Annotated in this window: 12 protein-coding genes; 2 read left to right on the forward strand and 10 right to left on the reverse strand. The window is 69.8% G+C overall.

Annotation, left to right across the window (positions count from 1 at the left end; all coding sequences use genetic code 11):
* Positions 1 to 34 precede the first annotated feature (34 nt).
* The 7 genes from AB0J55_RS28375 to AB0J55_RS28405 all read right to left on the reverse strand — a co-directional run bounded on the left by AB0J55_RS28375 (position 35) and on the right by AB0J55_RS28405 (position 7779).
* Entirely contained in the window at positions 35 to 1159 is a 1125-nt protein-coding gene (locus tag AB0J55_RS28375; RefSeq protein ID WP_364254842.1) for a C40 family peptidase, read from the reverse strand.
* Positions 1156 to 2694 (reverse strand): ATP-binding protein, encoded by a 1539-nt coding sequence (locus tag AB0J55_RS28380; RefSeq protein ID WP_364254845.1) that lies wholly within the window; start codon positions 2692 to 2694, stop codon positions 1156 to 1158. Before AB0J55_RS28380 ends, AB0J55_RS28375 begins: the two co-directional genes overlap by 4 nt.
* Positions 2691 to 4199: an SCO6880 family protein gene (locus AB0J55_RS28385; protein WP_364254848.1), complete on the reverse strand. Its 1509-nt coding sequence runs from the start codon at positions 4197 to 4199 to the stop codon at positions 2691 to 2693. Before AB0J55_RS28385 ends, AB0J55_RS28380 begins: the two co-directional genes overlap by 4 nt.
* On the reverse strand, positions 4196 to 5620 hold the full coding sequence (locus AB0J55_RS28390; RefSeq protein WP_364254851.1) for a hypothetical protein: 1425 nt from the start codon (positions 5618 to 5620) through the stop codon (positions 4196 to 4198). Before AB0J55_RS28390 ends, AB0J55_RS28385 begins: the two co-directional genes overlap by 4 nt.
* Positions 5617 to 6432 (reverse strand): hypothetical protein, encoded by an 816-nt coding sequence (locus AB0J55_RS28395; protein ID WP_364254854.1) that lies wholly within the window; start codon positions 6430 to 6432, stop codon positions 5617 to 5619. Before AB0J55_RS28395 ends, AB0J55_RS28390 begins: the two co-directional genes overlap by 4 nt.
* A 3-nt stretch (positions 6433 to 6435) precedes the next feature.
* On the reverse strand, positions 6436 to 6726 hold the full coding sequence (locus AB0J55_RS28400) for a hypothetical protein (RefSeq protein ID WP_364254856.1): 291 nt from the start codon (positions 6724 to 6726) through the stop codon (positions 6436 to 6438).
* Between the two features lie 90 nt (positions 6727 to 6816).
* Positions 6817 to 7779 (reverse strand): hypothetical protein, encoded by a 963-nt coding sequence (locus AB0J55_RS28405; RefSeq protein ID WP_364254859.1) that lies wholly within the window; start codon positions 7777 to 7779, stop codon positions 6817 to 6819.
* A 186-nt stretch (positions 7780 to 7965) separates the two neighbouring features.
* Here AB0J55_RS28405 and AB0J55_RS28410 point away from each other — a divergent pair, with 186 nt between their 5' ends.
* On the forward strand, positions 7966 to 8619 hold the full coding sequence (locus tag AB0J55_RS28410; protein WP_364254862.1) for a hypothetical protein: 654 nt from the start codon (positions 7966 to 7968) through the stop codon (positions 8617 to 8619).
* Positions 8620 to 8629: 10 nt separating this feature from the next.
* On the opposite strand, the gene AB0J55_RS28415 is transcribed toward AB0J55_RS28410, so the two are convergent.
* The gene (locus AB0J55_RS28415) at positions 8630 to 9850 is read right to left on the reverse strand and encodes a hypothetical protein (RefSeq protein WP_364254866.1); all 1221 of its coding nucleotides are present in this window, start codon (positions 9848 to 9850) and stop codon (positions 8630 to 8632) included.
* Positions 9843 to 10319 carry a hypothetical protein gene (locus AB0J55_RS28420; RefSeq protein WP_364254869.1) on the reverse strand — a complete coding sequence of 159 codons (477 nt, stop codon included), beginning with the start codon at positions 10317 to 10319 and terminating at the stop codon, positions 9843 to 9845. Before AB0J55_RS28420 ends, AB0J55_RS28415 begins: the two co-directional genes overlap by 8 nt.
* Positions 10320 to 10569: 250 nt before the next feature.
* Here AB0J55_RS28420 and AB0J55_RS28425 point away from each other — a divergent pair, with 250 nt between their 5' ends.
* Positions 10570 to 11805: a cytochrome P450 gene (locus AB0J55_RS28425; RefSeq protein ID WP_364254872.1), complete on the forward strand. Its 1236-nt coding sequence runs from the start codon at positions 10570 to 10572 to the stop codon at positions 11803 to 11805.
* On the opposite strand, the gene AB0J55_RS28430 is transcribed toward AB0J55_RS28425, so the two are convergent.
* Positions 11759 to 14107 (reverse strand): LuxR C-terminal-related transcriptional regulator, encoded by a 2349-nt coding sequence (locus AB0J55_RS28430; RefSeq protein ID WP_364254875.1) that lies wholly within the window; start codon positions 14105 to 14107, stop codon positions 11759 to 11761. The genes AB0J55_RS28425 and AB0J55_RS28430 overlap by 47 nt on opposite strands.
* Positions 14108 to 14228: the final 121 nt, after the last annotated feature.

Raw genomic sequence — 14228 nt, forward strand, 5'->3', positions numbered from 1 at the left:
CCCGGACAGCGGGAGAGCGGCACCACTGCGACGGTCATCGGAGTGGGCTCCCTCCCGGTGGCGGGGAGGGCGAACTGGGGCCGGCGATCCGGCGAATCGCGACGATCTTCAAGGTCCACGCGGAGAGGGACTCGAGGATGACGCCGGTGTCGCTGTCGTAGGCGTCGACGATCAGACCGTGCCCGGCGTACATCCCGACGTGCCGGGGCACCTGCGCAGTGCCCAGCGCACCGGGGATGAACAGCAGATCCCCGGGCTGCACCTGCTCCAGCGACGAGACGGAGTGGCCGGCGTGGACCTGGCTGACCGTACCGGCCGGAATCCCGACACCGGCCGCGGCCCAGGACGCGAGCATCAACCCGGAGCAGTCATAGGCGTCCGGGCCCTTCGCGCCCCACACGTACGGTTTGCCGAGCTGCCCCAGGGCGAACCCGACTGCGGCGCGCTGGCGGACATCATCCGGCAGCGTGAACCCGGGTGGCAGCTTCGTCGGGTCGACCTGCCCGGGTTCGCGGGGAACGTCGGATCCATCCTGGTCCGGGCACAGTGCCTTCGCCTGCACTGCTTCCGTGCCGCCGGGTGGCGTGGGCGGGGTCGGATTATCGGGGCCGGTCCAAAAACGATCCACGATCGCCGCCGCGGCCGGCTCGCGCGGGGCGTAGCGGTCCGGAAAGCCACTGTGCTGCACCGCCTGCTCGGCTTGTCCCGGTACCATGGTGTCCCAGCCGGGCAGGGCGATGAGAGCGTCGAGGAACTTGCCGGTGGCGTAGACGGGGTTGAGGATCTGCTGGCGGGTGCCCCAGCCTTGGCTCGGGCGTTGCTGGAACACCCCGAGCGAGTCGCGGTCGCCGTAGTCGAGGTTGCGCAGCCCGGACTCGACCATCGCGGTGGCGACCGCGAGAACCGCGGCCCGGCGCGGGAGCCGGCGTTGCTGGACAACGTCGACGATGGTGCGGGCGATGTCCATCTCGTCGGCGCCCAGCTGCTGGCGGTCGACCACGACCGAGCCGCCGCCCGGGCCGCCCTGGTCGCAGCCGGATAGTTGCACGATCGTCGCGGTCGCCACGGGTACGACAAACAGGGCCACGGCGAGGATCGGCAGCATCACCAGCCCGACCAGCGCGCCGGCCACGGCAGCTACCATCCCGTCGGGCCTCACGACGACATCTCCACGGAATCGCTGTGAGCCGGCGGATTCGACTTCCGGACCAACTGGGAATTGGTGTCGAAGATCTGCCGCTCGATCCGGCTGAGCACGGTCTGAATCCGAAGCCCGGTCCGGTTCTCGATCTTCCACAACGCGCGCCCTTGACGGTCATTGGCCCAGCCGGTCGTGGCCTCCTGTTCCTTCTCGGACAGGGCAAGGACATCAGCCAGTTCGCTCGCCACCCGCGTCGACTGTCCAAAAAGAACACGGATCGAGCACAGAGCCAGCAAGTCACGGGCGATCGCGACCTCTTGAGACCCGGTCGCGCCGACGGAGAGGAAGTCGCCGGGCTTGTGGCTGACCAGCACCTGGATCTTGCGTTCCGCCCGGGACAAGCGCAGCTCGCTGTCCACCGCTTGAACGGCGCGAAGCCCGAGCCGGAGCTGTCGCCAGATCTCGTCGCGGACGACGATCCGCAGCTCCCCGTCCTCCTGTAGATCCGTGGCCAGCGACGACCACGAACCCAGGCAGGTCAAGGCGACCGCGACCGCCTGATCGCCGCGCGTGCGCAGCCGGGACAGGTCCAGGCTCTGGATCGGGGCGTCCCAGTCGACGGTGAAATTGGTTGCAGCGTCGAACAACCCCGCCAACGGTCCGCTGATCAGGTTGGCCAGCGCGTCGGTGATCGAGCGCAGGTGGTCCAGGAATTGGCGGCGGCCGGCGAACCGCAGGCTCGACCACAGCTGCTCGTCCGGGTCAGACAGTACTCGGTGGACGTCGGGGATGGTGATCGGAACCAGGCGGGTGTAGCCGTCGCTGACGCCGAGCAGCTGCCGCAGCACCGCCGAGAGGGCGGCTTCGTCGGTGACGGTGGGCCGGTAGCCCTGGGCTTCGGCCAGCGCAACCAGCAGCTGCACCCACCGGCCGAGAACCCCGTCCAGCTCGTCGCGTTGCCGAGCGGTCGACCACGCGTCCCAGCACGCGGCAAGCGGACCGAGGTCGAGAGCGTTCAGGCGAGCGCTGCTGCCCCGGCCCAGCATGATCGGCGTGACCCCGAGCGCGTGCAGCAGCGGGGTGTATTCGCCTTTGACGTCGCCGGAGATCAGGGTGCGGACGCCGCTGAGCATCATCCGCAGCAGGAACGCCACCACCGTGGAGCTCTTGCCGCGGCCGGGCTCGCCGAACAGGACCATGTTCGGGTTGGTGCAGATGGAGCGGAGGACGAACTCGACCGGATGCAGGTAGAACGCGCCGCCGGAGTGGACGTCGTAGCCCATCCGCGCGCCGACCGCCGGCAGCGGGCTCGCCGCCAGCAGGGGAAAAAGGCCACCGATCTCGTGGGTTCCTGCCTGATAGACCTGCAGCGGCGCCGCCACGGGCGACCAGCCGTACCCTGGCCGGGCGAAGCCCCGCCGCGGTGCCGCCCGGCGGTTCACCCGCGCGCCGCGATCGTCCGGACGCCGACGCCTCGGCGACCGCGTGCCGACAGCGGGCCCGAAAGTGGCGAGCAGTTCCGCGGCGGTCCGCTCGCCGTCGCGGCGGCTCACGATGCACCGCCGCGCAGCCGCGGCAGCCCCACACCGACCGGCAACACCGCGGCGACGAACCCGGCATCCTGGGCCAGTTCCATCCGCAGCAGCTGGAACCGCCCGGCGATGTCGTTCTCCAATTTGGCCGCGTGGTCCTCGACGTTCCAGGTCTGGGGAATCGTGACCGCGGCGGCGACGGCGAAGCGGACGATGCCATGACCGGCCGCGACCGCGTGCTCCTGCGCACGCGCCCCGCCGGCCTCACGGGCCTCTGCGGCGCCGGAGTTGAACCCCTTCGCCGACTTCCAGTCCCGCACCACACCGGTGCGGAACCGCAGCCGTTGCACGGCCCTGCGCGAGCGGTGCTGGGACAGGGTCTCGTAGTGGATGGCGAGGCTGCGGCGCTCGCCGGCTGTCTTGACCGCCAGCAGCCCGCCGAGTGACCCGAACACCGTCCCGGCCTCGGGCATCAGCACCGAATAGGAGACGGTCGCGAAGCCATCGTGGTAGTAGGCCCTCGCCGACGGCGCCGGGGCGTGCACGGGGCCCGCCGTGGCCCAGCGCACGCCAGCGTTAACGCTGTTCTGGTGGCGGCACGCGGCAAGACCGGCCGCGGCGGCCGGGTTGAAGCCGGTGCGGATCGCCCCCGCCAGCTCCGGGCCCGAGAGCCATTTGACGCCGGTGGCGCCGAGGGACTTCAGCTTGTCCTCGAGCCCGTCCAGCACGCGGTAGAGCACCGCGGCCCGACCAGCGACCCCACCTCCGGCCGCCGCGGCCGGGCGCCGCAGGGCGTCTTCGGTGCCGGAGAGGGTGACGAAGACTTCGTGCCGGACTGACACGGCCCCGACCAGCCGGTCCAGCTCCTCAGACGCTCGGCGAGCAAGTACGGGAGCGTCGGGGACGTCGTGTTCAGCTCGCCACGCCTGATAGTCCGCTCCGTCGTCGGGCACGGTGCGCACCAGCAGGCTCATCCGGTCGATGACCTCCCGGTGCCCGATCGACAACAGCAGGTTGCCCAGCCGGTTGGCCAGCCGCTCGCATTGCGCGTCCGACAGCATCCCGACGCCGGCGTGGGTCAGCCGGGCAGTAGCACCCCACCGTCCGTCGGCGGTGTCGTGGATCAAGCAGACGCGGCCGACGTCGCGCAGCGGCGGCCCGTCGGGGAACCGCAGCCGGGCCAGCACCCCGGGCAGATCCGGCTCATCCAGATCCTCAGCCTCCCCGGCGACCGCGCGCGACTGCCACCGCGACCACCCCAGCGCGATCCCGGCGCGGTAGAGCAGCAGATTCCCCAGCCACCGCAGCGCCGGCCGGCCGCGAACCGGCACCACCAGCAGCGCCGCCACCGTGCCGCAGAGCCCGCCCAAGACAAGTGCCTGCCCGAAACGCCCAGCCGACACCGCGAGAATGACGGGGACGGCGAGTCCGACACACACAAACGCCTGCACGGGCGTCAGCCCGACAATCCAGCCCGCGCGCTCCTTGCGGGACAGTCCTTTGTAGATACGGGTCGCGGCGCTCACAGCAGCACCGCCGCTTCCTCGGCCTCACCGGCCGCCGCGCCGCCGCCGTCGTCCGGGGGCGGACCGTCCGGGGGCTTCGGAGTCGGCGCTGTAGGCGGACCGGTATCGCCGGGCGGATCCGGGGGTGGCGATTGCCCGCCGTCATCACCGTCGTCGACGGACCCGGTCACGCCTGCGCCGCCCATACCGGCGGCCTCGGGGGCGGGCGGGTCAGTCACGCTGGTGGCCGGGTCACCGCCCCGATCACCCCCGTCGCCGCTGCCGGGGGTGTCGGCTTCGGGCGCATCGTCGTGGGAATCTGTGCCGCCCCCGCCCGCACCGTCGGATGCGCTCGCCTCGCCGACCCCCTCGGGCGGTCCGGAGTTCATGGTCTCCTCGGCGGCAGCCAGGTCGAAGCGGTCGACGTTCGCCTGCTCCTGACTATCGCTGCCATCTTCGCTGTCGCCGCTCTTGTCGTTGTTGCCCATCTCTTTACGAGCCTTCTTCGAGATCGCTCCGGCCATGCGCCCGGCGATGCTGTTGGCGCCGTAGGAGTCCAACCGCGCGTCCGAGAGCTTGTCCCGGAAGGCGCCTTGGGGATCGGCGTCGCGGTCGATGAACGCGAAAAGCTTGAACAGCACCAGTGGAACGCACAGGGCAACGAACAGCACCCCGATTCCGGCCAGCAGCCCGGACAGGCCCTGCGCGCCGCCGACGATCGCGACGGCCAGCACCAGGACGAACGCCAAGGCCGGCTTCATCACGATGGCAACCAGGCACCAGCGAACGACTTTCCAGTACCACCGCACGGTCGCATCCGCCACCAGCCCGGCCGCGGCGATGGGAATCGTGCCGACCAGCACATAAATGGCCGCCTCGCGGAACACCGCCTCGAACGAGAACCCCAGCCCGGCTGGGATGACGCCGAAGGCGCCGGCGAGACCGAGCACGACGTTCTTGACTTCATCGGACAGGGTGTCGGTGAAGCCGGTCATGTTCAACGCGTCGCGGAAGTTCCCCACCCGCAGCCCGGTGGACAGGATCGCTTCGGTCAGACCGTCGGCGGCGGCGAGGAACGCCGCGACCACGCCGACAGTGACAGCGATGGCGATGCCGTACTGGATCGGGCCGGTGATCAGGCGAATGAAGCCGCGGCCGCCGTGCAGGACGGTGGTGATGATCTGCCAGAAGAACATCCCCAGTGCGATGGCCCCGGAAATCCATAGCGTCATCGGCCACAGAATGGACACCGGCCCGTCTGTAGTGGACACGGTGAAGAGGGAGAACTGGTCGACCAGCTGGAACGCGGTCCGCAGGATGAACAAGGCCGCGGCCCAGGTCGCTGCCATGAGCGGCTCGAGGACCCCGGCGGCGGTCGCTTTGACCCCCGCGCCGGCCAGCCTGCCCAGCGCCTTCAGCAACTCCAGCTCCGCAGGCGTCATCGGGCGCCGCCCTGGTTCAGGGGCCGGTAGCCGGCCGCGACCGATTCGGCGCTGCCCGGCCACGCGGACGCGGCGTAGGCGGCGCGAGCGCCGGGAGCGATCCGCCAAGCCGTGCCGGTCCAGCGCAGGGCCTGGCAGTCGCCGATGCCCATGCGCGTGCTCTGGCCCTGGAAGTCGAAACTCAGCTGCCCGAGCGTGCAGACCACCGCGAACCGGCCGCCGTCGGCGGTGCCCTTGATCAAGCCCTGCGTGACGTCGTAGGTCACCGTCAGGCCTGGCTTGAGCTCGCCTGGGCGGATGCCCGCTTCGTCGCGGAAGGAGGTCAGCAGCGCGAGCAGGCCGCTGCCTTGCGGAGCGGGGGCGTGCGGGAGCTCGGATTCCCCGTAGGCCCGCAGGTAGGTGGCCGGGTCACCGCCGCGCAGCGCTGTCTTGTTGAAGTCGGTCAGCCAGCCGAGCGCGCCTTCCGCAGTGGCCGGGAACCCGTCGGAGATTACGCGGTTCGCGATCGGAGCCGGTCGCGGGACGGTGATCGGCGGCCCGGCCGTGGCGGTCGTGAGTTCATGGGGCAGTGCCGCTTCGGGCGGCAAGGTGAGCATGGGGCGCTCGGCCAGCGCGGTCGCCTCGTCGACCGGCGCTGTGGGCGTCCGCGAGGGTGCGCCGCCGGGCGGAGGCGCGGCCGGCGGGGACGACGATAGTGCCGTCGCCTGCCGGGCAACCAGCACCACGGCGACCGCGACGACGAGCAGACCGACGATGATGATCAGGCGGCGCGTTCGCGTACGAGGGCGCAGCGATTCCGTGGACGTGAACATGGCTCAGCCGCCCGCGAAGCTGTTGATCAGCGACCAGCCGATGCCGTAGAGGATCGCGCCGGCGATGGCGCAGAGCATCATGACGACGCCGACTTTCCCGGCGCGGTGATGGTCGACCCAACGGCCGCCGGCCCAGACGATCAGGCCGATGAAGAACCCGGCGACGAGTGCGACTCCCGCGCCCCACTTGACGTTGTTGAGCAGCCCTAGGATCTTGTCGCCACCGACCTCGGGCTGTACGGGTGTCGGGTTCGGGATCTGGACGAGCCAGTCGATGACACTGTGCGCGGACATCGCGCCCTCCACATCGCACCGCCCGACGTCACGTCAGGCGGATCAAGTGGGAGGGCGTTGAAGTTCTTCTCAGCTGAACGACGAGTGGGCTCAGCGGGAGTCGGAGACGCGATCGCGGGCGATCAGCGGCCGCCGCAGCGCCAGGCGGTGTGTCGGCGGCTGCAGCAGGTGCCAGGAACGGAGCAGCCGTTCGGCGGGTGAGCGAAGCGCAGCAGGTGTCACGTTGGCCGTGATGCCGTGCGTGGCGACGTCACGCTCGTGCGGAAAGAACACAGCGTCGGGTAACAGGACGCTGGTGCGGCGGCCCGCGGTGCCGGCCACGCCTTTCGGCCATCGGCGGGCGCCCACGACGAGCAGTTGCGTGGGCGGGGTTACCGCCGCGGCTCGCACCCACGGCTCCAATCGGGCCAAGACCTGTTCGGCATGCGCGAGCGCGGGAACCGTGGGCCGGACCACCAGAGCGGGTATCGGTGAGGGACTGCCGACACGCAGCCACTGGCCCGGTCCGAGCGCGGGGTCAGTGGCCAACCGCCAGGGGTCGTGGCCGATGTCGACAACGGTCACGTCGACCCCGCGACCGCCGGGATGCCAGTACGGCGGTGACGGGAACAGCACCGGCTCAGCAGCGAGATCGGCCACGTCCAAGCGCGCCAGGACTGCGCGGGCACGCCAGGAGAACCGGATACCTGCGGCGGGGCTGGGCCCGACCCGCCGCGGCCCATCAGACCGCGCAGCACTTCCCAGTCCGGATCGGACCGGATCGCCCGCGTCGACGAGCAGGACCGACCGGCCCGCCAGCTGGAGCGCATCGGCGATCGCGACGGCGGTGCTCGTAGCCCCGGCACCGGGAGAGGCCGCCAGGACCGGCACGACCCGGCCGAACGGCGACCAGTCGACCAGCGCGGCCGTCTCCCCCGCAGGCGTGGCCGGCTGCTTCTCGCTCTCCGGCGAGTCCACAGGGGAATGAGCGTCCGCAGGTAGGTTCTCGGAGGTGATCACGACGGGCCTCCCCTCAGCGGTGATGGTTGCGCCGGTGAAGGGTGCGGCGGTCACAGCGGGACCGTGCTCCAACCCCCTGGTTGGGGTGGCGTGGGTTGCTTTCTCTGGACGTTCCGAAGATACTCGCAACAAGCGTGGTGCTTACTTCGATGGTAGACACAACGTGCGGTATGTCAAATGTCTGCCAATGCGGGCTCGACGCTCCGCATTTACTGATGCCGACACGTTACGGGGGCGGACATGGCACGAGCATCCGACGACGATTCAGGGCCTGAGGACAACGCCCCAGCCGTGCCACCGTCGGCCGAGCTGCACTCGCCGATCCCGCGCCGCCGGGCAGCCGACCAGGAGAAACTCACCGTCGCGTTGTTGAACCTGGACACCTTCGCCGAACGGTTGACGTACCTGTTCGACCACGCTTCGACCTACTACCTCCTGCGTGGGGACCCGGTCGTCGATCCCGACGTGATCGATCGGCTCACCGCCGAGGGTGACCCAACATTCCTGACCTTCACCGCGCGGCCGCCGTTGGTGGCCCAGTGGGCGCGGGACCGGACGGGGCTGCCGCTGGCCGAGCAGGCTCTACGCAACTTCAAGGCCGGAATCCGGCAGAACAGCCGCCCCGCGATCACCCGAGCGTTGGCCGAGTTTTGGCGCATCCACCCGGACTTGCTCGACCCCACCGTCCCGGCCACCGACTTTGCCCCGCCCGATGACGAAGTAGCACGCAAGACCCATGAGCTGATGACCGAGCTCGGCCTGGTCGGATTCAACGCACGCGACATCACCAGCTCGATCGGCGATGCCTCCGACGCCGACCGCAAGCAGCTGCTGCGGGTGGTGGAAGAAATCGCGCGATTGCGCCGGGGCGCACGCGACAATCCCGCTTCTTGACCTCGCCGATCTACCGGCTCGGCAGTCCTGCTTTCCGGAGCCTGCGGTGTGTCACGGTGATTCCCGCGGCTATACGCTGCACTCGGCGGTGGGTCAGTGCGTCGCCGACCTCGGCCAGCCACCGGGTCCTGGCGACGTCGTCGACATGCAAGCGTTCGGTCTCCGGCCACCATGCCCGGGACTCGGCGTCGTCGTCCTCGCCGGGCAGATGCTCCGCGGACAGATGTGACAGATGCGCGACGACGGCGGCGATCGCGATCTCGATGTCGACGGCTGTCGCCGTCCCTGGTGGGACATAGACGTAGAGGGCAAGCGTGTGCAGGTCGTCGCGGATCGCGCGACGGATTCGATCGTCGATGAGTTGCTCGACGATCAGCAGCGCGTCTTCGATCTCGACCAGCTTCTGGGTCAGGGTCAGCGGGGGCGGCCGGCGGTGGGCGAGCAGGACCCGCAGGCGTTTCCACAGGCGCTCGATCGCGGCGTCCCGGCGCTGAGTGCGGCGCCGGTCGAGCCAGTCGAATAGCCGTCGGGTCGCCGCGGCGAACAGCGACCCGGCGACGAACAGCACCAAGCCGGCTCCGTCGGTGAACACTCCGAAATGAGCCCCGCGGGGCGGATGGTGCGGGTCGACCAGCAGCCGCAGCACGACACCGAGCCTCCAGGACAACCCGACGAGCGATACCGCGACGCCCAGCTGGGCTAGGGCGACGCCGCCGCGCACCCCGGCTACCTCGCCGCGGGCCACCACGGTCAGGCCCAGCAGGAGCAGTGCGAGCCAGCCGACCAGGTAGCCCAGGTAGATGGCGGAGTAGAGCTGCGATGGCCAGGTCGGGTTCCGGGGCGAGGCGAAAAAGGACGTGTGCGCCCCAGCCACTGTGTACAGGGTGACCATCGCTGCCGCGCAGACCACGAAGATCGTAATCACCGCCGGCATGGGCAGGCGTAGTTGTCCCAGGGTGTGCAGGAACCCGGCGGTGAAGACCATCGCCAGCATCGCCAGCACGTTCTGTGCCACGACCGCGGCGTTGTGCAGGCCCGTCAGGCGGTCGATCCAGTCCAAAGTCACCGGCGCTCCGGCGGCCAGGGACAACGCCATACAGGCGATGCCGGCGGTCAGGAAGTGCCGGCTGAGCGCGTAGCCGCTACCCCGGTTGACCACCGCTTTGCGGGCCGCCTCGACTACGCCCGCGGCCGCGGCGCCGAGCCAGAGGAGTGAGACCGCGTCAGGCATCGGCGCACAGGTGCCGACGCGAACCGAACGCCGCCCGCAGAGCCGTCCGGCCCGGCAGCCGATCGCGATGTCGCGCCGCCCCGGCCTTCACGCGTTCCCGCAGCAGGCACGCGAACTGCTCGGCTTCGACCTCCCACCGGTCGTCCGGGCGTGTGCGGCGGCCGCACGCGTAGTTACCGGGATGGCCGAGGATCCAGTGCCCGATCTCGTGGAAGGCGATGTGCGCGGCGTGCGCCGGTACTGCTTTCGCCACGACCGTCAGCCAGCACTCCTCACGCGTACGCGCCAGCAGACCACTGACCCCGCCTCGTCTCAGCGGCATTCGGCCCAGGATCACGGACATGCCCTGTTGCTGTCCCAGCGCGTCCAGGAAGGCCCGCAATTCGAACGGATGACAGATCGGCAGAGCGCTGATGATGGTTTCGCAGCGCCGGAAGAACTCCTGATCCCCGTGCTCGGTCGTGCTCACTTTCACCCCTGTGTGCCTTCGACGTTTCCAGCCGGCCCCCGCCGGCACCCATTGCTCGCCCACCACCGTCGATGATCTTCATCGCGGCTGTTCAGGGCGTTGGAGCCATAGTGACGGACACGCTCCGCAACTAACGCCGCTTCGTGCCACATTCGGGCCACATGCCGGCGCTGCGGGGTCCACATTCTCTTCCACATGCCCCACAGAACCCCCTTGACCTGCGTCATTCACGGCCAGTAACCAGGTGGGTATGGTTCTGGAAGCGGGGGGCGCTGCAGCGCAGGTGTCGGGGACCGATCCGGCGGATGTGGCGTGGTCGTTCAGTCACCTCGATCCGGCCGTCGCCGAGACCGCCTACGACACGCTGGGGGCGATCCGGCGCGGGTGCCCGGTGGCGCGCAGCGGGGAGCTGGACGGGTTCGTGCTGGTCACCGGGTACGCCGAGATCCGGGAGGCCGCACGTGCCTCGGATCGGTTCAGTGCCTGCGTCGACGGGCTGGGCGCGGCCGCGGTCGTCACCGGGATGCGCGAAGCCGTCGCGCCGATGTTCGAGACCGACGACGACCATCACCACCAGTGGCGGCGACTCCTCCAGACATTCTTCACACCGGCCGCCGCGGCCACGCAAGCGCAGTACGTGCGGGCAGTGTGCCGGGAAGTACTGCAGGAGCTGATCCCGCACGGCGCTGCGGATCTTGTCGGAGCCTACGTCCGCCAGGTGCCGCCGCTGGTGATCGGGCGAGTGCTCGGGCTGGCCGAGCTCGAACGCGCGTGGCTGTCCGAGCACGTCCGTGCCCTCTACAACGCCGAGACGCTCACCGAGGCCCAGCAGGCAGGCCGGATTTACGCGGACTTCCTTCGCGGGCAGATCCACCAGCGACGCACCCACCCGACCGGCGACCTGCTCTCGGTCATGGTGAACGCGCAGGTGGACGGCCGGACCGCCGAAGATGACGAGCTGGTCAAGATGACCATGCTGATGGTCGCGGCCGGACACTTGACCACCGCCGACGCCTGCGCCACCGCGCTCCTGCGCCTGCTGGAAGACACGTCACTGCGGGAGCACATCACCTCCGCCCCGGCGACGCTGGAGGCGTTCGTCGAGGAGCTGGTCCGCTACGACCCGGCCGTCGCCGCCACCGGACGCACCGTCACCACCGAGACTCACCTCGGCGGCATGCCACTGTTCCCGGGAGACCGGCTGCTGCTGGCGTGGGGCAGCGCCAACCGCGACGAACGGGTCTTCGACGACGGCGACCACTTCCGCCTCGACCGTGACCACAGCGGGCCACAGCACCTCGGGTGGGGCGCCGGCGAGCACCGCTGCCTAGGCCGGCACCTCGCCCGCGTCGAACTGCGCGTCATGCTCACCGAACTGCTGCGCGCCCTGCCAGGTCTGCGGCTTCAATCCGGCGCCACGGTGCGGCGAACCTTCGGGGTCATCCGCGGCGTCGCGGGCCTGCCGGTGCGGTGGGAGCAGCAGTAGGCGCCGACCGGGCCCGGTACCACTCGGCGAGCTCCCGACGTCCCGCCACGCCCACCAGGCCATAAATCGTGGTCAGCTCGGTCTCGACCGTGCGTACGGAGAACCGCACGATCGTCGCGATCTGCGGATTCTTCAACCCCCTGGCGACCAGCCGGGTGATCGTCCACTGCCGCTCGGTCAACGTCGGCTCCGGTGGGGAGTCGACTTCGTCGAACGCGAGTGCCACGATCTGCTCGTCGTCCAGCAGGCTGCCCTCGAGGTAGGCCGCCGTCGTCTCCACCGGGCCGAGCACCAAAGCGATCTCGGCCTTCGCCCGACCGCGGTGGGACTTGAAGCTGGTCAGGCCGTTGTAGTGGACGCCGTGGCGGGCCTGCAGGCTGTCCGAGCCGCCGATCCGCCGCGCTGCGCCGACGTAGTCCCCGTCCTTGGCCAACTCCCAGGCTTTCCTCTCGACCCACCAGCCAGGCCCCCACAGATCGCCGAGGGCGATCTGCCGCCGCAACGGCTCGGGATTATCGGTCACGGGCTCGGAACACGCGGGCAGGCCGCGCGTCCACTCCGCCCATGTCACGGCCCATTCGGCGCCGCGGCGGCGGGCTTCGGATAGGCAGCATTGCGACATCCGGTCCGCCTCGTCGGCCGGGCCGAGCAAGCCGGCTGTGATGGCGTAGATCAGGTCCGCCATGTAGGCCGCCCCGTCGGCACCCGCAGCGCGGAAACCGGCGCTGGCGGCCGCCAGCTTCACGAAACCGCTGCGCTGCCCGAGGGCCAGTGCTTCGTAGGCGCCCTCGACGAACTGGACTGCAGGGGCGTCGTCCTTGCCCGCGTCGCGCGCCAGGCGCACGCATTCGTCCAGGAGTGTCTTCCCGCGAGCTTGTTCGCCGAGGGCGATCCACACCCAGCCGACCATCGCCAGCGCCGAGATCCGCACATCTGAGGCCACCACAGGGCCTTCGCCCAGCAGCTCCTCGACCTGGCGGCAGACCTGGATCTCGGTGGCGAAGAAGAACGGCGCCCGCGTCAGCAGGACATCCACCATGATCGCCAAGGCCCGCTCGATCAGGCCGTTGTCGGAGCACCATGCCACAGCTGCGGCGATGTTGCGGGATTCGGCGTTGACCAGGTCCAGCCACCGGACCTCCTCCGGCCCGAACCACCGCTCGGCCGCCTGCCGGACCAGCCCGGCAATCCAGCGGCAGAGTCGTTCGCTGATCTCGTCCAGTTCGCCGAGAATGCGCAACCTGCGCCGGCCGTACTCACGCAGAAACGTGTGCTGGCGGTAGCGCCCATCGGCGGAGGCACCTTCGATGATCGAGTGCCGCACCAGATGATCCAGGGTCTCCAGGATTTCGCCCTGGTCGATCAACTCATCGGCGCAGACCTGTTCGGAGGCGTCGAGAGTGAACCCACCGGTGAAAACGGTCAGCCGCGCCCAGACCCGTTGCTGCTGCGGCGAACACAAGTCCCACGACTCGGTGATCGCGATGTCGAGCGCGAGGTGATGCGATGGCACCCCGCGCGCGCCGGGACCGTACTTCAGCGACGCGCCGCCTTGCAGGCGATCGAGGACCACTGCTGGCGCTCGCCCCCGGCCGAACTGGGCCGCGATGAGTTCCAAGACCAGCGGAATACCTGACGACCAGCGGACCAGGTCGACGATGGCCTGCCAGTCGTCCCGTTCGGCCAGTGGCCGTCCGGCTGCGGCGGCGCGGTCGGCGAGCAGCTCTACCGCGTCACTGTGCTCGGCCGCCGCGCGATCGGCGCCCTCGGCGGGGGTCGCCAAGGGCCCCAGGTGCACCCGGTGCTCTCCCTGGACATCCAGGTAGGCGCGGCTGGTGGCGATCACCTGCACCATGACGGTCTCGGTGATGATCCGGTTGACCACCTCGGCAGCCGCGTCCAGCACTTGCTCGCAGTTGTCCAGCACGATCAGCACGCGCCGGTTACGGACGTGCTCGATCAGAACGTCCGCGGGGTCGACGTTCGGCTGATGATGCGAGATACGCAAGGCTGCAATGAGCAAGTTGCAGATTCGCTGCTCGGTGTCCAGCATGTCGACATGCGCGCCGAGTTCGGCGAGACGAATGAACACCGATGCGTCGTAGTGCTCATTCATATGCACGAGCAGTTCGCCCGCGAATCGCGTCTTCCCGACGCCGGGTGATCCGGTCAGTGTCACCGCGCGATCGCCGGCGTTCAGCCGCTCGCACACCTCGGCCAGCTCACGGGATCGTCCGAAGAATGTCGTCAGTTGAACACCAGCGGGCGGTTGTCCGGCCGGTCTGCGAATGCGCTTATCCACCGCAATGGATCCGGTGACGCCAGCCTGCGCCGACCACGGGTTTTTCCCGGCTCTCGATGCCCTGCACTGTCCCCTCCTCACGCCAGCGTTCCCCGCCCGCCCGATCGGCGGACGGCGCTCA

The organism is Amycolatopsis sp. NPDC049688 (genome assembly GCF_040674975.1).
Lineage (GTDB): Bacteria > Actinomycetota > Actinomycetes > Mycobacteriales > Pseudonocardiaceae > Amycolatopsis.